This window comes from Bacillus sp. FSL R5-0576 (assembly GCF_038004765.1).
GTDB lineage: Bacteria > Bacillota > Bacilli > Bacillales > Bacillaceae > Bacillus > Bacillus subtilis.
Genome location: NZ_JBBORU010000001.1, coordinates 1,480,498 through 1,501,653 on the forward strand (window position 1 = coordinate 1,480,498; position 21,156 = coordinate 1,501,653).

Below are 21,156 nucleotides of genomic sequence, written 5' to 3' on the forward strand. Positions count from 1 at the left end.
GTGATGGAATGATCAGCATTTCAGAATTTCAGGTAAAGGATGTCGTCAATGTCTCAAACGGAAAAAAGCTGGGGAGTATTGGTGATATTGATATCAATGTGACTACTGGAAAAATTCAGGCGATCATACTCGGAGGAAATGGGAAAGTTCTCGGATTTTTTGGAAAAGAAGAGGAATTGGTCATTCCATGGCGAAATATAGTAAAAATCGGGGAAGATGTAATCTTAGTCCGATTAAGTGAACCGCATGCATAAACCTGCTTCTCTGCCGCAGATTGGCAAATGCCGGAAGTCTCGATTCTTCCGGCACATTTCATTTAGAAATATGCAAATCGGCGCTCAACGAATGCAGTAAGATGTGGTAAAATAAGTGGGAAATTCCGCTTTTTTAAATGTTTGTCGAAAGGTTGGATCATCATGAATACATATCACCCATTCAGTCTTACCACACCCTCGACACTCATGATACAAGACTGGGCTCAAACGAATCAAAACAACAAAGAGGTCATTGCCGGATTTACGACAAAAAACGGCGGTGTCAGCCAAAAGCCTTTTGAATCGTTAAATACAGGATTGCACGTTCATGACAAAGATGCAGATGTAGTTAAAAATCGTGAATATATTGCCGATATGTTTAATACTGATTTGCAGTCTTGGGTATTCGCTGATCAGACACATGATAATCGCGTTCAGAAAGTGACGCAGAGGGATAGGGGAAAAGGCACCCGTGAGTATCACACGGCTCTAAAAGCAACGGACGGGCTCTATACAAATGAAAAAAATGTATTTTTAGCATTATGCTTTGCTGATTGTGTGCCTCTTTTCTTTTATGATCCGGTTAAGTCGCTTGTCGGAGTCGCCCATGCCGGGTGGAAAGGCACCGTCAAACAGATTGGCAGAGAAATGGTGAAGCAATGGACTGAGAAGGAAGGTTCAAATCCCTCAGATATTTACGCTGTTATTGGCCCGTCTATCAGCGGAGCATGCTATACGGTAGACGACCGCGTCATGGATGCTGTTCGTGCATTGCCGGTTTCAGCAGACCTTGCCGCCAATCAGACGGCAAAGGCACAATATCAGCTTGATCTGAAAGAGCTGAACCGTCTTATACTGATGGACAGCGGTTTGGCAAGTGAACAAATTTCTGTCAGCGGTTTATGCACGGAAAGCGAGCCGTCTCTTTTCTATTCTCATCGCCGCGATCAGGGGAAAACTGGACGGATGATGTCCTTTATCGGAATGAAGGAGGCATAAAAGATCTTGCGTGTTGTTGATAATTTACGACATATAAACGAACGAATAAACGAAGCATGTAACAGATCGGGCCGCAGCTCCGATGAAGTTACGGTTATTGCAGTCACAAAATATGTATCACCTGAAAGAGCACAGGAGGCAGTAGATGCTGGCATCACCTGCCTCGGAGAGAATCGGGATGCGGAACTGCTCCGCAAACAGGAATTGATGAAAGGGAATCCGGAATGGCATTTTATCGGCAGTTTGCAATCAAGAAAAGCAAAATCTGTCGTCAATGCGGTTTCCTATATCCATTCCCTAGACCGGCTCTCATTAGCGAAAGAAATTGAAAAACGGGCTGAAGGTACTGTACGATGCTTTGTGCAGGTCAATACCTCTCTTGAGCCTTCTAAACACGGCATGAAAAAAGAAGAAGTCATTCCATTCATACAGGAGCTTTCCGGTTTCGAACATATCCTTGTTGCCGGACTGATGACAATGGCTCCGCTGACTGATGATCAAGATCAGATCAGAAGCTGTTTCAGGTCGCTGAGAGAACTCCGTGACCAGGTTCAGAAGCTGAACCAGCCGAACGCTCCGTGTACTGAACTGTCGATGGGCATGTCAAATGATTTTGAAATTGCAATTGAAGAAGGAGCTACTTATATTAGAATCGGCTCATCGTTAGTCGGAAATGAAACAGGGGGTGTACAGCAATGAGTATGAAAAATAAACTGAAAAACTTTTTCTCAATGGAAGATGAAGAATACGAATATGAATATATTGAGACAGAGCGGGAATCTCATGAGGAGCATGAGCAAAAAGAAAAGCCGGCTTATACGGGGAATAAACCTTCGGGCAAACAGAATGTAGTGAGCTTGCAAAGTGTTCAGAAATCCTCTAAAGTGGTGTTGAGTGAGCCGCGCGTTTATGCGGAGGCGCAGGAAATAGCCGACCATTTGAAGAACCGGCGGGCAGTTGTCGTCAATCTTCAGCGGATACAGCATGACCAGGCGAAGCGGATTGTTGACTTTTTAAGCGGAACCGTTTATGCCATCGGCGGCGATATTCAAAGAATCGGCTCAGATATTTTCCTCTGCACGCCTGACAACGTAGATGTATCAGGCACAATTTCTGAGCTCATATCTGAAGACGAACATCAGAGGTGGTAAAGCGAGATGATCCTTTATCAAGTTTTTTCGGTTTTAAGCTTATTAATCACAATATACTCATTTGCCCTGATCATATATATTTTTATGTCATGGGTGCCGAGTACGAGGGAAACAGCAGTCGGGCGTTTTTTGGCTTCGATTTGTGAACCATATCTCGAACCATTCAGAAAAATCATCCCTCCGATTGCAATGCTGGATATTTCACCAATCGTAGCAATACTTGTGCTTCGGTTTGCGACAACCGGCTTGTGGGGACTTTATCGCATGATTGCGTTTTAATGTGACAGTTTGATAGTGGCTTGGCAGCAGCCAAGCCTCTTTACATAGAAGGGAAAGACGATGAGCGATATATATCAGCACTTCAGAAAAGACGAGCGGGCCTTTATTGATCAGGCGCTCGAATGGAAAAGAATTGTCCAGGAGCAGTACCGGATGAAGCTGACCGACTTTTTAGACCCCCGAGAGCAGGTCATCCTCTCTGCTGTTACGGGACAGGCAGATGTCGGGCTTGCTTTTTCCGGCGGTTATGACAGAGCGGAGCGGAAACGGGCGATTCTGTTTCCAGAGTACATTACTCCGGAAGAATCAGATTTTGAACTGCAGGCGTTTAACGTCCGTTATGCTGACAAGTTTGTCTCAGTAGATCATCGTTCTCTGCTTGGTGCATTAATGGGCATAGGATTAAAGCGGCAAAAATTCGGTGACATCGTGTTTTCTGAGACAGCAGTGCAATTGATTGTCTCAGCCGATACCGCTGATTTTGTGGCTGCACAGCTGATCCAAGCAGGCAAAGCGGCGGTCAGCCTAGAGAAAATTGACTTGTCAGACCTTAACATTCCAGCAGTTGATGTCGAAATAAGAGATGACACGGTTTCTTCTTTAAGGCTTGACGCCGTCTGCGCCTCTATGAGCAGGCAATCCCGCCAGAAATCACAGACGCTTGTGAAAAACGGCCTTGTGAAAGTGAACTGGAAGGTGGTTGAAGATCCTTCATACATAGTCGCGGAAGGGGACATGCTGTCAATCAGAGGTTTTGGCCGGTGCAGCTTAACAAAAATCGAAGGAAAAACCAAAAAAGACAAATGGAGAGTTACGTTTGAACGACAAAAATAGTCGGTTTTTCAGTTTTTTTCTCCATCTGTGCGAAATTTGTTTTATAATGTGAACTAGATAACCGTACTGAAATGTAAAAATGGAGGTGGCATCATGCCATTAACGCCAAATGATATTCACAACAAGACGTTTACAAAAAGTTTTCGCGGATATGATGAAGATGAAGTAAATGAATTCCTAGCCCAAGTCAGAAAAGATTACGAAATTGTTCTCCGCAAGAAAACTGAGCTTGAAGCGAAAGTCAATGAGCTTGATGAAAGAATCGGACACTTTGCCAATATTGAGGAGACATTGAATAAATCAATTTTAGTTGCTCAAGAAGCGGCTGAAGACGTAAAACGCAATTCTCAAAAAGAAGCAAAGCTGATCGTTCGGGAAGCGGAGAAAAACGCTGATCGCATTATCAACGAATCGTTATCAAAATCAAGAAAAATTGCAATGGAAATTGAAGAGCTGAAAAAACAGTCTAAAGTGTTCAGAACACGTTTCCAAATGCTGATTGAAGCTCAGCTTGATCTTCTGAAAAATGACGATTGGGATCATCTCCTTGAGTATGAAGTCGACGCTGTATTTGAGGAAAAGGAATAAATTCTCTGATTATCTTGACATTTTCTTAGCTTGTCGAATATAATACGTTCATAAATTCAGATGAAAAAACGGTTGAAAGGGACAGTCATGTTTCCTTCAGGCCTTCATAGCGACCCGGAGATGGTGAGAGTCCGGGATGGCCGGAATCATGTAGATCAGCCCTTTAGTTTCCTTGCTGAACTCACAGTAGGTTAGGACGTTCATCACGTTACGATGCTCAAGAGGAAAAAGTGTATGCTTGCTTTTTCTAAAAGGGTGGTACCGCGAGATAAGCTTTCTCGTCCCTTATGGGATGAGAGGGCTTTTTTTATTTTCTGAAAAAATGCAGTGGAGGAATGAAAATGGATTTTAAAGACACGCTCTTAATGCCGAAAACAGATTTCCCGATGCGTGGAAATTTGCCAAACCGTGAGCCTGACATTCAAAAAAAATGGGAGGAAGAAGATATCTACCGTCTTGTTCAGGAACGGACGAAAGACCGCCCGAAATTTGTTTTACATGACGGACCTCCGTATGCAAACGGCGACATCCATATGGGCCATGCACTTAACAAGATTTTGAAAGACTTCATTGTCCGCTATAAATCAATGAGCGGCTACAACGCACCGTATGTGCCGGGCTGGGATACACACGGATTGCCAATTGAAACAGCTCTGACAAAAAACAAAAAGGTCAACCGCAAAGAAATGTCAGTAGCGGAATTCCGCAAACTGTGCGAAGAGTACGCTTGGAAGCAAATCGAGGGACAGCGTGAGCAATTCAAACGTCTTGGTGTCCGCGGTGACTGGGAAAACCCATATGTGACATTAAAACCGGAATACGAAGCGCAGCAAATCCGCGTATTTGGTGAAATGGCAAAACGAGGCTACATTTACAAAGGCCTTAAACCGGTTAACTGGTCACCTTCAAGTGAGTCTGCTCTGGCTGAAGCCGAGATCGAATATCAAGACAAACGTTCAGCATCTATTTACGTCGCTTTTGGTGTAAAAGACGGAAAAGGCGTTCTTGAAAATGGCGAGCGCATCATTATTTGGACAACAACGCCTTGGACAATTCCGGCGAACCTCGGAATTTCAGTGCACCCTGATCTTGAGTACAGCGTGATTGCAGTAGGTGAAGACCGCTTTGTCGTAGCAAGTGCCTTAGTCGAAAATGTTGCATTGGCATGCGGATTTGATCAGTATGAAGTGACAAGAACGGTCAAAGGAAAAGACCTTGAGAACATTATCGCTGAACACCCGCTATATGGCAGAGACTCTCTCGTTATGCTTGGTGAACACGTAACAACTGATGCCGGAACAGGCTGTGTTCATACAGCGCCTGGACATGGGGAAGATGACTTTATCATCGGCCAAAAATACGGTTTAGATGTGCTTTGCCCGGTCGATGAAAAAGGTGTAATGACAAGCGAAGCCCCTGGCTTTGAAGGTATGTTCTATGATGATGCAAACAAAGCGATCACACAGCAGCTTGATGAAAAAGGCGCACTTGTGAAGCTTGAATTCATTACTCACTCTTATCCGCATGATTGGAGAACAAAAAAACCAACCATTTTCAGAGCGACAGCGCAATGGTTTGCGTCTATTAAAGATTTCAGATCAGACCTGCTGGATGCCATTAAAGAAACCAAATGGGTTCCTGAATGGGGCGAGCAGCGTTTGCACAACATGGTTCGGGACCGCGGAGACTGGTGTATTTCCAGACAGCGTGCGTGGGGTGTGCCGATTCCGGTATTTTACGCTGAAAACGGAGAACCGATTATTACAGATGAAACCATTGAACATGTTTCTGAATTGTTCAGACAGCACGGATCAAACATTTGGTTTGAAAAAGAAGCAAAGGATCTTCTTCCGGAAGGCTTTACGCATCCTGGCAGCCCGAACGGCACATTTACAAAAGAACAGGATATCATGGATGTTTGGTTTGATTCAGGCTCTTCACATCAAGCAGTGCTTGAAGAACGTGATGACCTCGTTCGCCCGGCTGATTTATACTTAGAGGGATCTGACCAATATCGCGGCTGGTTTAACTCTTCTCTTTCTACAGCAGTAGCCGTAACAGGGAAAGCGCCGTATAAAGGTGTGCTCAGCCATGGGTTCGCACTGGATGGAGAAGGACGCAAGATGAGTAAATCAATCGGTAACGTTGTTGTTCCGGCTAAAGTTATGAAACAGCTTGGTGCCGACATCTTAAGATTATGGGTATCTTCAGTGGATTATCAGGCGGACGTTCGCGTGTCTGACGCCATTCTGAAGCAGGTTGCGGAAGTATATCGTAAAATCCGCAACACGTTCCGTTTCCTTCACGGCAACCTTTTCGATTTTGATCCAAAAACAAATGCGGTGGCTGTCGAAGATCTTCGCGAAGTGGATCAGTATATGCTGATTAAGCTGAACAAGCTGATTGATAAAGTGAAAAAAGCGTATGATGAGTACGAATTTGCGGTTGTGTATCACAGCATTCATAATTTCTGCACAATCGAATTGAGCTCATTCTACCTTGATTTTGCAAAAGATATTGTCTACATCGAGCATGCGGATCATCCGGATAGACGCAGCATGCAGACAGTATTCTACGAAACGCTTCTTGCATTAGTGAAGCTTTCAGCGCCTATCCTTCCACATACGGCAGACGAATTGTGGTCTCATTTAACATTTGTTGAAGAGCAGAGCGTTCAGCTGACCGATATGCCGGAAACAATCGCGGTTCCAAACAGTGAAGCGACTGAAGAAAAATTTGACCGCTTTATGGCTCTTCGTGATGACGTGTTAAAAGCATTAGAAACTGCGCGAAATGAAAAAATTATCGGTAAATCTTTGGAAGCAAACCTGAAATTGTATCCAAACAAAGAAAACAAGGAGCTCTTGGCTTCCATAAAAGAAAACCTTTCTCAGCTGTTTATTGTGTCTGAACTGACAATCAGCGAAGAAAATGAAGCGCCGAACGATGCGCAAAGCTTTGCGACAGGTAAAATCGCTGTCGAGAAAGCTGAAGGCGAAATGTGTGAGAGATCTCGTGTGATTTCAAAAGATGTAGGGGCAAATCCGAAATATCCTACACTTTCATTACGCAACGCTGAAATCGTTGAAAAATACTATCAAAAATAATGCAAAAGAGCCCGGCTTAAAAGCCGGGCTTTTTTTGTGCCAAGAGTGACATCCTTTAGAACGACAGGAAAAATCTTATGGGCTTTAGATCATCATTCGCAGGCAACAATAAAGATACTACGTTAAGAGCAGGAGTTGTGAAGAATGAATGATCAACTGACCGCAATTTATACGGAACTTCTTCTGATGAAAGAAGAATTACAGTCCAGATTATTTGAGTATTCTTGCTTTCAGGTTTCTACAAGCCCGCAAGCAGCAATCAATCAAAAACAAAAAGCAACTCTGATCTATCATATTAAAGAAGAACTTCAAGACGTTCTCCTTGCATTGTCCAAAATCGAAAACGGCACATTCGGATACTGTGAAGAAACCGGGGCTCCCATTCCTCTTGCAAAGCTGGCAGTGCTGCCGACGGCCCGAACAGCAAACGATTTTCTTTATTCTGTCCAATTTGAGAAAAAAACGCTTCCGATATGGAAATCAACGGATATCGAATATGGTCAGGCACTGTATGAATAACAGTGTCTGGCCGGTTATTATGCCTGATATTTCTTTACTCCAGTGCTTTTTATTGATAAAATGCATAATGGATTAAAGTAACCGTAAACTGGAGGAACGTTTGTGCTGTATTATATGATTGCACTACTTATTATTGCAGCCGATCAATTGACAAAATGGCTAGTTGTTAAGAACATGGAACTTGGCCAAAGCATTCCGATCATTGATCAGGTATTCTATATCACCTCCCATCGCAATACGGGTGCTGCATGGGGGATATTAGCGGGTCAGATGTGGTTTTTCTACCTCATAACAACCGCTGTTATTATTGGTATTGTTTATTACATACAGCGTTATACAAAAGGACAAAGGCTTCTTGGTGTTGCCCTCGGACTTATGCTTGGCGGTGCCATCGGCAACTTTATCGATCGGGCTGTCAGACAGGAAGTTGTGGATTTTATCCATGTTATTATTGTCAATTACAATTACCCGATATTTAACATCGCGGACTCTTCACTATGTGTCGGCGTAATGCTTTTATTTATACAAATGCTGTTGGACAGCGGGAAAAAGAAAAAGGAGCAATAGCATGAATCAAATTGATATAACCGCTTCAGAAGAACAAAAAAGTGAGCGGATTGATAAATTTTTGGCATCGACTGAGAATGATTGGTCAAGAACCCAGGTTCAGCAATGGGTAAAAGACGGACAGGTTATCGTGAACGGAAGCGCGGTGAAAGCGAATTATAAAATTCAGCCGGGTGATCAGGTGACCGTCACTGTACCTGAACCGGAAGCGCTCGACGTCCTGGCAGAGCCTATGGATCTGGATATTTATTATGAGGACCAGGATGTGCTGGTCGTCAACAAACCTCGCGGAATGGTTGTTCACCCAGCACCCGGGCATCTTACGGGCACACTTGTAAACGGCCTTATGGCTCATTGCACAGACCTTTCCGGAATAAATGGCGTGATGCGTCCGGGTATTGTTCACAGAATCGATAAGGACACGTCCGGTTTATTAATGGTGGCGAAAAATGATATGGCGCACGAGTCACTTGTAAACCAATTGGTCAACAAAACGGTCACGCGGAAATATACGGCAGTTGTCCACGGGCTTATTTCTCACGATGATGGCACAATTGACGCGCCGATCGGACGAGATAAGAAAGACCGTCAAAGCATGACTGTGACACGTGATGGCAAAAACGCTGTCACTCATTTTCATGTACTAGAGCGTTTTCAGGATTTTACGTTAGTGGAATGCCAGCTTGAAACAGGGAGAACCCATCAAATTCGTGTTCATATGAAATATATCGGATTCCCATTAGCAGGCGATCCGAAATACGGCCCAAGAAAAACAATCGACTTTAATGGCCAAGCGCTTCACGCGGGAGTTTTAGGTTTTGACCATCCACGAACAGGAGAATATGTCGAATTTGAAGCGCCGCTTCCCGAGGATATGGCAGAATTAATCGAAAACCTTAGAAAAAACGGTTGACAGAGGGTTTCTTTTCTGAAATAATAAACGAAGCTGAATAGATTCTTTAAAACAGTCCAGAGAGGCTGAGAAGGATAACGGATAGACGGGATGCGTGTACAGGCGCGCACCTTGTCCTAAAACCCCTCTATGCTCTGGCAGGAGGGGTTTTTTCTTCTATATGAACTGTGAGGTGTCACACATTGAATCAAAAAGCTGTCATTCTCGACGAACAGGCAATCAGACGGGCGCTGACCAGGATTGCTCACGAAATGATCGAACGCAATAAAGGAATGAATAACTGCATTCTTGTCGGCATTAAGACAAGAGGGATTTACCTGGCAAAACGCCTTGCGGAACGCATTGAACAGATTGAGGGAAATCCTGTTACAGTCGGTGAAATTGATATTACTCTTTACAGAGACGATCTTTCTAAAAAAACGAGCAACGATGAACCGCTTGTAAAAGGTGCAGATATTCCGGTAGATATTACAGATCAAAAAGTCATTCTCGTTGATGATGTTCTGTATACCGGAAGAACAGTCAGAGCAGGAATGGATGCGCTTGTTGATGTAGGCAGACCTTCCTCCATTCAGCTTGCAGTGCTTGTGGACAGAGGACACCGGGAGCTGCCGATCCGAGCGGATTATATCGGGAAAAACATCCCGACATCAAAGTCTGAAAAGGTTATGGTTCAGCTTGATGAGGTAGACCAAAACGATCTCGTCGCCATTTATGAAAACGAATAATAGATCACCTTTTTAAGGGCAATCCAGAGAGGTTGCAAAGAGGTGCACAACAAAGGCCCAAAAAGTATTCGGCAGGTCTTTGTATGCCTCTTTGCGTAAAAAAGCAAAGAGGTTTTTTTATACAGTCATTGAGTCATCCTAAAATGAAAGTCAACAATCAGGGGGAAATCATCATGAGTAAGAAAAAAGTAAATTTAGGGGTCAGGGATGTCCCGACACCTTTCTCTTGGGTTTCATTCAGCCTTCAGCATTTGTTTGCCATGTTTGGCTCAACCATTTTGGTTCCGAAGCTCGTCGGAATGAGTCCTGCTGTGGCGTTGGTGACAAGCGGCATCGGAACACTGGCGTACCTTCTTATTACGAAAGGGCAAATTCCGGCGTATCTCGGTTCATCCTTCGCCTTTATTTCTCCGATCATTCTGGTAAAAGCGACCGGCGGGCCGGGAGCGGCAATGGTTGGAGCGTTTCTTGCAGGGCTGGTGTACGGGCTGATTGCCTTATTGATCAGGCAGCTTGGAACAGGATGGCTGATGAAGATTCTCCCGCCTGTAGTCGTAGGGCCTGTTATTATCGTCATCGGGCTGGGACTGGCAAGCACTGCGGTAAACATGGCGATGTATGCTGATCCAAACGCGAGTGAGTTGGTCTACAGCTTAAAGCACTTTAGTGTCGCAGGAGTTACGCTGGCAATCACGATTATTTGTGCGATTTTCTTACGAGGATTTTTAAGCCTGATTCCGGTTCTGATCGGAATCATCGGCGGATACCTGTTCGCCCTTACTCAAGGGATTGTCAACTTCCAGCCGGTGCTTGATGCGAAATGGTTTGCAGTGCCTGAATTTATCATTCCGTTCAAAGATTATTCACCGTCAGTTACACTCGGCATCGCAGCCGCAATGGTTCCTGTCGCATTTGTCACCATGTCAGAGCATATCGGCCACCAAATGGTGCTGAGCAAGGTTGTCGGACAAGATTTCATTAAAAAGCCAGGTCTTCATCGCTCTATTATGGGTGACAGTGTGGCGACAATCCTCGCTTCCCTGATCGGCGGTCCGCCGACAACGACTTACGGAGAAAACATTGGCGTGCTGGCCATCACAAGAGTATTCAGCGTCTTTGTCATCGGAGGAGCGGCAGTGATTGCCTGTTGCTTCGGCTTTATCGGCAAAATTTCAGCGCTGATCAGTTCAGTGCCGTCAGCGGTCATGGGAGGCGTCTCCTTCCTGCTGTTCGGAATCATTGCTTCAAGCGGCCTGAGAATGCTGATTGACAACAAAATTGATTATGAAAACAACAGAAACCTCATTATTACATCAGTTATCCTTGTCATCGGTGTAGGAGGCGCTTTTATCCAAGTATCTCAAGGCGGATTCCAAGTGTCAGGAATGGCGCTTGCCGCAATTGTCGGTGTCATCTTAAACCTGATTCTTCCGCAGGCGAAGGAAGAGCAGACAGACACATCTGAACAACATCATATCTAAAACCTTTTAATGAAAGTCCAGAGAGGCTTGGAAGGGTTATGAAGAGAAGGAAGCTTCAATGCTGCCCTCTATTTAACCATACCCCGAGTCTATCTTAGACCGGGGTTTTTTTCAGCCTTAAGTTGAAAAGAGAGGGGAAAGAACATGAAGCATTTAACGACGATGAGTGAACTCGGCACTGAGGAAATCAAAGATTTGCTTCAAACAGCACAAGACCTTAAAAGCGGAAAAACAGACAATCAGCTTACAGGAAAGTTTGCCGCAAACCTGTTTTTCGAACCGAGCACGAGAACGCGGTTCAGCTTTGAGGTCGCAGAAAAAAAGCTGGGCATGAATGTGCTTAACCTTGATGGAACAAGCACAAGCGTGCAAAAAGGCGAAACCTTATATGACACGATCCGGACGCTCGAATCAATCGGTGTGGACGTCTGCGTCATCAGGCACAGTGAGGATGAGTATTATGAAGAGCTTGTCAGCCAGGTGAACATTCCGATTCTGAATGCGGGAGACGGGTGCGGCCAGCATCCAACACAATCACTGCTTGATTTAATGACGATTTATGAAGAGTTCAATACGTTCAAAGGGCTTACCGTCTCCATTCACGGCGACATCAAGCATAGCAGAGTGGCAAGGTCAAATGCGGAAGTGTTGACAAGATTAGGTGCCCGGGTCCTATTTTCCGGCCCTTCGGAATGGCAGGATGAAGAAAATACATTCGGCACGTATGTCTCAATAGATGAAGCAGTTGAGTCTTCCGATGTCGTCATGCTGCTGCGCATTCAAAATGAACGACATCAGTCCGCTGTCAGCCAGGAAGGCTATTTAAACAAATACGGCTTGACCGTAGAACGGGCTGAGCGTATGAAGCGGCATGCGATCATCATGCATCCTGCTCCGGTAAACAGAGGAGTGGAGATTGATGACAGCTTAGTAGAAAGCGAAAAATCAAGAATCTTCAAGCAAATGCAAAATGGCGTATTTATCAGAATGGCAGTGATACAGCGTGCCTTACAAACCAATGTGAAAAGAGGAGAAGCAGCATATGTCATATCTCATTAAAAACGGCTGGATACTAAACGAAAATGGTGAAAAAACAGAAGCGGATATCCGAGTGACTGGAGAAACCATCACCGCAATCGGCAAGCTTGATGCAACGGATAATGAAACGGTAATTGATGCAAAAGGTTTGCTCGTTTCACCTGGGTTTGTTGATCTCCACGTGCATTTCAGAGAGCCGGGTGGAGAGAAAAAAGAAACTATTGAAACCGGGGCCAAAGCGGCGGCACGCGGCGGCTACACTACAGTAGCAGCAATGCCGAATACGCGGCCGGTTCCTGATACAAAGGAGCAGATGGAATGGGTGCAAAACAGAATTAAAGAAACATCATGCGTCAGAGTTCTTCCATATGCATCCATTACGATCAGACAAATCGGCGATGAAATGACAAACTTTGAAGCGTTAAAAGAAGCCGGGTCATTTGCTTTTACAGATGACGGCGTTGGTATACAGACAGCAGGAATGATGTATGAAGCGATGAAACGGGCAGCCGCAATTGACAAAGCGATTGTTGCACATTGCGAGGACAACTCCTTAATTTACGGAGGAAGCGTACATGAGGGGACATTCTCCAAAGCGAACGGGCTCAACGGCATACCTTCTGTGTGTGAATCGGTTCATATTGCCCGCGATGTGCTGCTGGCTGAGGCGGCAAACTGCCATTATCATGTATGCCATATCAGCACGAAAGAATCTGTCAGGGTTGTACGCGATGCGAAAAAAGCGGGAATCAGAGTGACAGCAGAAGTGTCGCCGCATCATTTGCTGCTTTGTGATGAGGACATCCCGGGGCTGGATACAAACTATAAAATGAATCCTCCGCTCCGCAGTGCAGAAGACAGAGCTGCTTTAATTGAAGGTCTTTTAGACGGAACAATTGATTTTATCGCAACAGACCATGCACCGCATACGGAAGAAGAGAAAAACACAGAAATGAAACTGGCGCCATTCGGAATTGTCGGCTTAGAAACAGCATTTCCGCTTCTTTACACACACTTTGTCAAAAATGGCAGCTGGTCGCTAAAGCAGCTGATTGACTACATGACAATCAAGCCATGCGAAGCGTTCGGTCTCCCATATGGAACATTACAAACGGGGCAAGCTGCGGACATTACGTTAATCGATTTAGAAAAAGAAGCAGTTATAGACAAAGACACGTTTTTATCAAAAGGAAAAAATACACCATTCAACGGCATCAGCTGCACCGGCTGGCCGGTCGCTACAATTGCGGCAGGGAAGCTTGCTTATGAAGAGGGGAGACTTGTCAAATGAAGAGACGATTAGTACTGGAAAACGGAGCGGTATTCGAGGGGGAAGCCTTCGGAAGCTTAGAACACAACATGGGAGAAGTCGTTTTTAATACTGGGATGACAGGCTATCAGGAAATTTTATCTGACCCTTCTTACTGCGGACAGATCGTAACATTAACATACCCGCTTATCGGAAATTACGGCATTAACCGTGATGATTTTGAATCTATTACCCCTTTTGTGAAAGGGCTGATCATCAAAGAATTATGTGAGCTGCCTTCCAACTGGCGTTCAGCATACACCTTAGACGAGTATTTAAAAATGAAAAACATTCCCGGACTCCAGGGGATTGATACAAGGAAGCTGACAAGAATGATCCGCACGGCAGGCGCGCTAAAAGGAACATTCGCTTCATCTGATGAAGATATCGAAGCAGTTCTGAAAAGACTGAACGAAACGGAATTGCCAAGAAATCAAGTATCCCAAGTATCAGCAAAAACAGCATATCCGAGCCCGGGAAGAGGCAAACGCATCGTCTTGGTTGACTTCGGCATGAAACACGGAATTCTAAGAGAGCTGAACAAACGGAAATGTGACGTCATCGTTGTGCCTTACAACATTACAGCGGAAGAGGTGCTTCAGCTGAAACCGGACGGTATCATGCTTTCTAACGGACCTGGAGACCCGAAGGATGTGCCTGAAGCGATTGAAATGATTAAAGGTGTTCTTGGAAAAGTGCCATTATTCGGAATATGTCTTGGCCACCAATTATTCGCGCTGGCGTGCGGGGCGAATACTGAAAAAATGAAATTCGGACACAGGGGCTCAAACCACCCGGTAAAAGAGCTGGCTACAGGAAAAGTTGCCTTAACATCTCAAAACCATGGATACACAGTTTCGTCTATCAGTAAAACAGAACTGGAAGTGACGCATATCGCAATTAACGACGATACGATTGAAGGGCTGAAGCATAAAACATTGCCGGCATTTACGGTTCAATATCATCCCGAAGCCTCACCTGGTCCTGAGGATGCCAACCACCTATTTGACAGATTCATCGAAATGATCGAAACAACAGAGAAAGAAGGGGAAGCGGTATGCCAAAACGCGTAGACATTAACAAAATTTTAGTAATCGGATCTGGACCGATCATCATCGGCCAAGCAGCAGAATTTGACTATGCGGGAACACAAGCCTGTCTTGCTTTGAAAGAAGAAGGTTATGAAGTCATCCTTGTCAACTCAAACCCTGCCACGATCATGACAGATACAGAAATGGCTGACCGGGTTTATATCGAACCGCTCACACCTGAATTCTTGACAAGAATCATCAGAAAAGAGCGACCAGATGCCATTCTTCCTACACTCGGAGGCCAAACCGGTTTGAATCTTGCGGTTGAGCTTTCTGAAAGAGGTGTTCTGGCAGAATGCGGCGTCGAAGTGCTTGGCACAAAACTGTCTGCGATTCAGCAAGCTGAAGACCGTGACTTGTTCAGAACATTAATGAATGAACTGAATGAACCGGTGCCTGAAAGTGAGATTATTCACTCCCTCGAAGAAGCGGAAAAATTCGTCAGTCACATTGGATTCCCTGTCATTGTCCGCCCGGCATATACATTAGGCGGAACAGGCGGAGGCATCTGCTCGAATGAGACAGAGTTAAAAGAAATCGTTGAGAACGGCTTGAAATTAAGCCCGGTACACCAATGTCTGCTTGAAAAAAGCATCGCCGGCTATAAAGAAATCGAGTATGAAGTCATGAGAGACAGCCAGGATCACGCCATTGTCGTTTGTAACATGGAAAACATTGATCCAGTTGGAATCCATACTGGAGACAGTATTGTTGTCGCGCCGAGCCAAACGCTCAGTGATCGCGAATATCAGCTCTTGCGGAATGTATCGTTAAAACTGATTCGCGCGCTTGGAATCGAAGGCGGATGTAACGTACAGCTCGCTTTAGATCCAGACAGCTTCCAATATTACATTATTGAAGTAAATCCGCGTGTCAGCCGTTCATCTGCCCTTGCATCAAAAGCAACGGGGTACCCGATTGCAAAGCTCGCTGCTAAAATTGCAGTCGGACTTTCATTAGATGAAATGATGAACCCGGTGACAGGAAAAACATATGCAGCATTTGAACCTGCTCTTGACTATGTCGTATCCAAAATTCCGCGCTGGCCGTTTGATAAGTTTGAATCAGCAAACAGAAAGCTTGGCACGCAAATGAAAGCGACAGGTGAGGTCATGGCGATCGGCCGCACGCTTGAAGAGTCATTGCTGAAGGCAGTGCGATCACTGGAAGCGGATGTGTATCATCTTGAATTGAAGGATGCCGCTGACATTTCAGATGAGCTTCTTGAAAAGCGAATTAAAAAGGCCGGTGATGAACGCTTATTCTACTTAGCTGAAGCGTACAGAAGAGGCTACACGGTAGAAGACCTCCATGAATTTTCCGCTATCGATGTTTTCTTCTTGCATAAGCTGTTCGGAATCGTACAGTTTGAAAAAGAATTGAAGGCGAATGCGGGCGATACAGATGTGCTGAGACGGGCAAAAGAACTCGGCTTCTCTGATCAGTACATCAGCCGCGAGTGGAAAATGAAAGAATCTGAGCTTTACAGCTTGAGAAAACAAGCGGGGATTGCGCCGGTATTCAAAATGGTAGATACATGTGCGGCGGAATTTGAGTCAGAAACGCCATACTTCTATAGCACATATGAAGAAGAAAATGAATCTGTCGTTACAGATAAGAAAAGTGTGATGGTGCTTGGTTCGGGTCCGATTCGAATCGGTCAGGGTGTCGAGTTCGACTATGCGACGGTTCACTCTGTATGGGCAATTAAACAAGCAGGCTATGAAGCCATTATTGTCAATAACAACCCGGAAACCGTTTCAACAGACTTCAGCATCTCAGACAAGCTGTATTTTGAACCGCTTACGATTGAAGATGTTATGCACATCATTGACCTCGAACAGCCAATGGGCGTTGTCGTACAATTTGGCGGACAGACTGCGATTAACCTTGCTGACGAGCTTTCTGCACGCGGAGTGAAAATCCTTGGAACTTCATTAGAAGATTTAGACCGTGCAGAAGACCGGGATAAATTTGAACAAGCGCTTGGAGAACTTGGTGTTCCTCAGCCGCTTGGCAAAACAGCGACATCAGTTGATCAGGCGGTAAGCATCGCGAGTGATATCGGTTATCCGGTACTGGTGCGTCCTTCCTATGTACTTGGCGGCCGGGCGATGGAGATTGTGTATCATGAAGAGGAGCTGCTTCATTACATGAAAAACGCAGTTAAAATCAATCCGCAGCACCCTGTATTAATTGACAGATACTTGACAGGAAAAGAAATTGAAGTCGATGCAGTATCCGACGGTGAAACAGTCGTCATTCCGGGAATTATGGAGCACATTGAACGTGCGGGCGTTCACTCCGGAGACTCAATCGCTGTTTATCCGCCTCAGTCTCTCACAGAGGACATTAAGAAAAAAATTGAACAATACACGATCGCATTGGCTAAAGGGCTGAATATTGTCGGTTTGCTCAATATTCAATTCGTCTTGTCGCAAGGTGAGGTGTACGTGCTAGAAGTGAATCCGAGATCAAGCAGAACCGTACCGTTTTTAAGCAAAATTACGGGTATCCCAATGGCGAATCTCGCAACAAAAATCATTCTTGGTCAAAAGCTGGCTGCGTTTGGCTATACAGAGGGCCTTCAGCCTGAACAGCAAGGTGTATTTGTAAAAGCGCCGGTCTTCTCCTTTGCCAAGCTGAGAAGAGTGGACATTACGTTAGGGCCTGAAATGAAATCAACAGGTGAAGTCATGGGGAAAGATTCGACACTTGAAAAGGCGCTCTACAAAGCCTTGATTGCTTCAGGTATTCAAATCCCGAACTACGGTTCCGTGCTCTTAACAGTAGCTGATAAGGACAAAGAAGAAGGGCTTGCGATTGCTAAGCGGTTCCACGCGATCGGCTACAACATTTTAGCGACGGAAGGAACGGCAGGCTACCTGAAAGAAGCTTCCATTCCAGCGAAGGTCGTCGGAAAAATCGGCCAGGATGGCCCGAACTTGCTTGATGTCATCAGAAACGGTGAAGCGCAGTTTGTCATCAATACGCTGACAAAAGGAAAGCAGCCGGCAAGAGACGGTTTTAGAATCAGACGTGAATCAGTAGAAAATGGTGTTGCCTGCCTAACATCTTTAGATACGGCAGAGGCGATATTACGAGTGCTGGAAAGCATGACATTCCGTGCTGATCAAATGCCGGCAGTCAACACAAATCAGGAGGCGGCAGTCACTATATGAAAAAAGCGTATTTGACAGTATGTTCTAACCAGCAAATTGCAGACCGGGTGTATCAAATGGTTCTGAAAGGGGAGCTTGTCCAAGGGTTTACAACCCCGGGACAGTTCCTTCATCTTAAAGTGAGCGAAGCGGTTACGCCTCTTTTGAGAAGGCCGATCAGCATCGCAGATGTCAACTTTGAAAAAAATGAAGTCACCATCATTTATCGGGTAGATGGGGAAGGGACAAGACTCTTGTCACTGAAGCAGCAGGGAGAACTTGTGGATGTCCTCGGGCCTTTGGGAAATGGCTTTCCTGTTAATGAAGTTCAACCCGGAAAGACGGCTTTGCTGGTAGGAGGCGGAGTAGGTGTGCCGCCTCTCCAAGAGCTGTCGAAACGCTTGAATGAAAAAGGGGTTAATGTCATCCACGTTTTAGGATTCCAATCGGCAAAGGATGTTTTTTACGAGGAAGAATGCAGGCAGTACGGAGACACGTATGTGGCAACAGCTGACGGAAGCTACGGGGAAACCGGATTTGTCACAGATGTGATTAAACGGAAAAATCTAGAGTTTGATATCCTCCTCAGCTGCGGGCCGACACCGATGCTCAAGGCGTTAAAACAGGAATATGCCCATAAAGAAGTATATCTGTCCATGGAGGAACGAATGGGCTGCGGAATCGGCGCATGCTTCGCGTGTGTGTGCCATACAAACGAAAGTGAGACATCCTATGTAAAAGTATGTCTCGACGGGCCTGTATTTAAAGCTCAGGAGGTGGCGCTGTAATGCTAGAGGTGAAATTGCCGGGACTTGATTTGAAAAATCCAATCATTCCTGCATCAGGCTGCTTCGGGTTTGGAAAAGAGTTTTCACGTTTTTATGATTTGTCTTGTCTTGGAGCTATCATGATTAAGGCTACGACAAAGGAGCCGCGCTTCGGGAATCCGACGCCGCGGGTAGCTGAGACTGGTGCTGGAATGCTCAATGCGATCGGTCTCCAAAATCCGGGGCTGGATAGCGTGTTGCATCATGAGCTGCCGTGGCTTGAGCAGTTTGATACGCCGATCATTGCCAATGTCGCAGGTTCTCAAGTCGAGGATTATGTTGAAGTCGCAGAGCATATCAGCAAAGCGCCTAATGTTCATGCTCTTGAATTGAATATTTCCTGCCCGAATGTGAAAACAGGCGGAATCGCTTTTGGCACGAATCCTGAAATGGCTGCCGATTTGACAAAAGCGGTGAAAGAGGTTTCGGATGTACCCGTTTATGTGAAGCTTTCCCCGAACGTGGCTAATATCACAGAAATTGCCTTAGCGATCGAGGAAGCGGGAGCGGACGGTCTTACGATGATCAACACACTAATCGGCATGAGACTCGATTTAAAAACCGGCAAACCGATATTAGCGAATAAAACAGGGGGACTTTCAGGCCCTGCTGTGAAGCCGGTTGCCATTCGCATGGTGTATGAAGTCAGCCAGGCGGTCAACATCCCGATTATCGGAATGGGAGGCGTGCAAACGGCTGAAGATGCCCTGGAATTTCTTCTCGCGGGAGCAAGCGCAGTCGCTGTCGGAACAGCAAACTTTGTGAATCCTTTTGCATGTCCAGAGATTATTGAACAGCTCCCATCTGTTTTGCTCCAATACGGCTATCAATCAATTGAAGAATGCATCGGAAGGAGCTGGAATCATGAAAAACAACCTGCCCATCATCGCGCTTGATTTTGCGTCAGCTGAAGAAACACTTGCGTTCTTAGCGCCTTTTCAGCAAGAACCGTTATTTGTAAAGGTTGGGATGGAGCTTTTTTATCAAGAAGGGCCATCTATCGTGAAACAACTAAAAGAAAGAAACTGCGAGCTATTTTTAGATCTAAAGCTTCATGACATCCCGACTACTGTAAACAAAGCGATGAAGCGCCTTGCCAGTCTTGGAGTAGACCTCGTCAATGTTCATGCTGCCGGGGGCAAAAAAATGATGCAGGCAGCTCTCGAAGGCTTAGAAGAAGGTACGCCGGCTGGAAAAAAACGTCCGTTACTTATCGCGGTAACCCAGCTGACAAGCACATCTGAACAAATTATGAAAGATGAACTGCTGATCGAAAAGTCTCTGATTGATACGGTTGTGCACTACAGCAAACAGGCGGAAGAAAGCGGACTGGATGGAGTGGTCTGCTCTGTTCATGAAGCAAAAGCCATTTACCAAGCGGTGTCGCCTTCATTTCTGACTGTCACTCCGGGGATCAGAATGTCAGAGGACGCTGCGAATGACCAAGTCCGCGTAGCGACGCCTGCCATTGCAAGAGAGAAAGGTTCATCAGCGATTGTAGTAGGACGCTCGATTACAAAAGCGGAAGACCCGGTAAAAGCCTATAAGGCTGTCAGACTTGAATGGGAGGGAATCAAATCTTGAAACAAATCATCGCAAAACATCTATTAGACATCCAAGCTGTATTTTTACGCCCGAACGAGCCGTTCACATGGGCAAGCGGCATTTTATCACCGATCTACTGTGACAACCGCCTTACGCTATCTTTCCCAGAGGTCAGAAACGATGTTGCTTCAGGTATCAGCAAGCTTGTCAAAGAGCATTTTCCTGAAGCTGAAATGATTGCGGGAACAGCAACTGCTGGTATTCCTCATGCTGCTCTTGCGGCTGACCGTTTGAATCTTCCGATGTGTTATGTGAGGAGCAAGCCGAAGGCGCACGGAAAAGGCAATCAGATTGAGGGAGCTGTGCAAGAAGGGCAAAAAACAGTTGTCATTGAAGACTTAATTTCCACAGGAGGCAGTGTGCTTGAAGCTTGTGCAGCTTTACAAGCGGCCGGCTGTGAAGTGCTTGGTGTCGTCTCAATCTTTACGTACGGACTTCCTAAAGCGGAGGAAGCCTTCGCAAAGGCAGAACTGCCATACTACTCATTAACTGATTATGATACGCTCACAGAGGTCGCGCTTGAAAACGGAAATATTCATTCAGATGATCTAAAAAAGCTGCAAACATGGAAACAAAATCCCGAGTCAAAAGATTGGTTTAAAAAATAAAAAATAAATTCAAATGATGTAAAGAGGCTTCAAAGCCTTGATGTACTTGAAAACAGGCTGTGAGGCCTGTTTTTTTATTAATCCTATAAAAAAAGTC

The 21,156-nt window shown here is 45.3% G+C and carries 21 protein-coding genes and 1 other annotated feature; all 21 genes read left to right on the forward strand.

Translation table 11 applies throughout. The features are described from left to right. The first annotated feature begins 8 nt into the window (after positions 1–8). The 21 genes from NX903_RS07680 (at position 9) to pyrE (ending at position 21,059) form a co-directional block, all read left to right on the forward strand. Positions 9–254 carry a YlmC/YmxH family sporulation protein gene (locus NX903_RS07680; protein ID WP_003232153.1) on the forward strand — a complete coding sequence of 82 codons (246 nt, stop codon included), beginning with the start codon at positions 9–11 and terminating at the stop codon, positions 252–254. A gap of 162 nt (positions 255–416) precedes the next feature. Continuing rightward, positions 417–1,253: a peptidoglycan editing factor PgeF gene (gene pgeF / locus NX903_RS07685; RefSeq protein WP_086343820.1), complete on the forward strand. Its 837-nt coding sequence runs from the start codon at positions 417–419 to the stop codon at positions 1,251–1,253. A gap of 6 nt (positions 1,254–1,259) precedes the next feature. Further along, entirely contained in the window at positions 1,260–1,952 is a 693-nt protein-coding gene (locus NX903_RS07690; RefSeq protein ID WP_014479734.1) for a YggS family pyridoxal phosphate-dependent enzyme, read from the forward strand. Further along, entirely contained in the window at positions 1,949–2,404 is a 456-nt protein-coding gene (gene sepF, locus NX903_RS07695) for a cell division protein SepF (RefSeq protein ID WP_014479735.1), read from the forward strand. The genes NX903_RS07690 and sepF overlap by 4 nt, the downstream gene beginning before the upstream one ends. A gap of 6 nt (positions 2,405–2,410) precedes the next feature. Then, on the forward strand, positions 2,411–2,683 hold the full coding sequence (locus NX903_RS07700; RefSeq protein ID WP_003221463.1) for a YggT family protein: 273 nt from the start codon (positions 2,411–2,413) through the stop codon (positions 2,681–2,683). A 60-nt stretch (positions 2,684–2,743) separates the two neighbouring features. Continuing rightward, entirely contained in the window at positions 2,744–3,517 is a 774-nt protein-coding gene (locus NX903_RS07705; RefSeq protein ID WP_086343821.1) for a YlmH family RNA-binding protein, read from the forward strand. 93 nt (positions 3,518–3,610) lie between these two features. Then, positions 3,611–4,105, forward strand: coding sequence for a septum site-determining protein DivIVA (gene divIVA / locus NX903_RS07710; protein ID WP_003221468.1), 495 nt, complete (start codon positions 3,611–3,613; stop codon positions 4,103–4,105). A 62-nt stretch (positions 4,106–4,167) separates the two neighbouring features. Beyond that, positions 4,168–4,394, forward strand: a binding site (T-box leader). 52 nt (positions 4,395–4,446) lie between these two features. Continuing rightward, a complete protein-coding gene (gene ileS / locus NX903_RS07715) occupies positions 4,447–7,212 on the forward strand; it encodes an isoleucine--tRNA ligase (RefSeq protein WP_086343822.1) in 2,766 nt (921 codons plus the stop codon). Positions 7,213–7,356: 144 nt separating this feature from the next. Further along, positions 7,357–7,731, forward strand: a complete 375-nt coding sequence (gene ylyA / locus NX903_RS07720; protein ID WP_003245479.1) for a sporulation-related RNA polymerase-binding protein YlyA — start codon at positions 7,357–7,359, stop codon at positions 7,729–7,731. Between the two features lie 102 nt (positions 7,732–7,833). Continuing rightward, the gene (lspA, locus tag NX903_RS07725) at positions 7,834–8,298 is read left to right on the forward strand and encodes a signal peptidase II (RefSeq protein ID WP_003245047.1); all 465 of its coding nucleotides are present in this window, start codon (positions 7,834–7,836) and stop codon (positions 8,296–8,298) included. Position 8,299: 1 nt separating this feature from the next. Beyond that, positions 8,300–9,211 carry an RluA family pseudouridine synthase gene (locus NX903_RS07730; RefSeq protein ID WP_086343823.1) on the forward strand — a complete coding sequence of 304 codons (912 nt, stop codon included), beginning with the start codon at positions 8,300–8,302 and terminating at the stop codon, positions 9,209–9,211. A gap of 182 nt (positions 9,212–9,393) precedes the next feature. Further along, a complete protein-coding gene (gene pyrR / locus NX903_RS07735) occupies positions 9,394–9,939 on the forward strand; it encodes a bifunctional pyrimidine operon transcriptional regulator/uracil phosphoribosyltransferase (RefSeq protein WP_003232127.1) in 546 nt (181 codons plus the stop codon). 173 nt (positions 9,940–10,112) lie between these two features. Next, entirely contained in the window at positions 10,113–11,420 is a 1,308-nt protein-coding gene (gene pyrP / locus NX903_RS07740) for a uracil permease PyrP (RefSeq protein WP_076457736.1), read from the forward strand. A 144-nt stretch (positions 11,421–11,564) separates the two neighbouring features. Beyond that, complete coding sequence (locus NX903_RS07745; RefSeq protein WP_086343824.1) at positions 11,565–12,479, forward strand: aspartate carbamoyltransferase catalytic subunit; 915 nt, start codon at positions 11,565–11,567, stop codon at positions 12,477–12,479. Beyond that, positions 12,463–13,749 (forward strand): dihydroorotase, encoded by a 1,287-nt coding sequence (locus NX903_RS07750; protein WP_086343825.1) that lies wholly within the window; start codon positions 12,463–12,465, stop codon positions 13,747–13,749. The genes NX903_RS07745 and NX903_RS07750 overlap by 17 nt, the downstream gene beginning before the upstream one ends. Next, a complete protein-coding gene (locus NX903_RS07755) occupies positions 13,746–14,840 on the forward strand; it encodes a carbamoyl phosphate synthase small subunit (RefSeq protein ID WP_003232115.1) in 1,095 nt (364 codons plus the stop codon). Before NX903_RS07750 ends, NX903_RS07755 begins: the two co-directional genes overlap by 4 nt. Then, positions 14,825–18,040, forward strand: coding sequence for a carbamoyl-phosphate synthase (glutamine-hydrolyzing) large subunit (gene carB / locus NX903_RS07760; protein WP_042975731.1), 3,216 nt, complete (start codon positions 14,825–14,827; stop codon positions 18,038–18,040). Before NX903_RS07755 ends, carB begins: the two co-directional genes overlap by 16 nt. Then, positions 18,037–18,807, forward strand: coding sequence for a dihydroorotate oxidase B electron transfer subunit (gene pyrK / locus NX903_RS07765; protein ID WP_017694839.1), 771 nt, complete (start codon positions 18,037–18,039; stop codon positions 18,805–18,807). The genes carB and pyrK overlap by 4 nt, the downstream gene beginning before the upstream one ends. Further along, positions 18,807–19,742, forward strand: a complete 936-nt coding sequence (locus NX903_RS07770; RefSeq protein WP_024572824.1) for a dihydroorotate dehydrogenase — start codon at positions 18,807–18,809, stop codon at positions 19,740–19,742. Before pyrK ends, NX903_RS07770 begins: the two co-directional genes overlap by 1 nt. Further along, on the forward strand, positions 19,711–20,430 hold the full coding sequence (pyrF, locus tag NX903_RS07775) for an orotidine-5'-phosphate decarboxylase (RefSeq protein WP_041351105.1): 720 nt from the start codon (positions 19,711–19,713) through the stop codon (positions 20,428–20,430). Before NX903_RS07770 ends, pyrF begins: the two co-directional genes overlap by 32 nt. Beyond that, positions 20,427–21,059: an orotate phosphoribosyltransferase gene (gene pyrE / locus NX903_RS07780; protein ID WP_015483212.1), complete on the forward strand. Its 633-nt coding sequence runs from the start codon at positions 20,427–20,429 to the stop codon at positions 21,057–21,059. The genes pyrF and pyrE overlap by 4 nt, the downstream gene beginning before the upstream one ends. Positions 21,060–21,156: the final 97 nt, after the last annotated feature.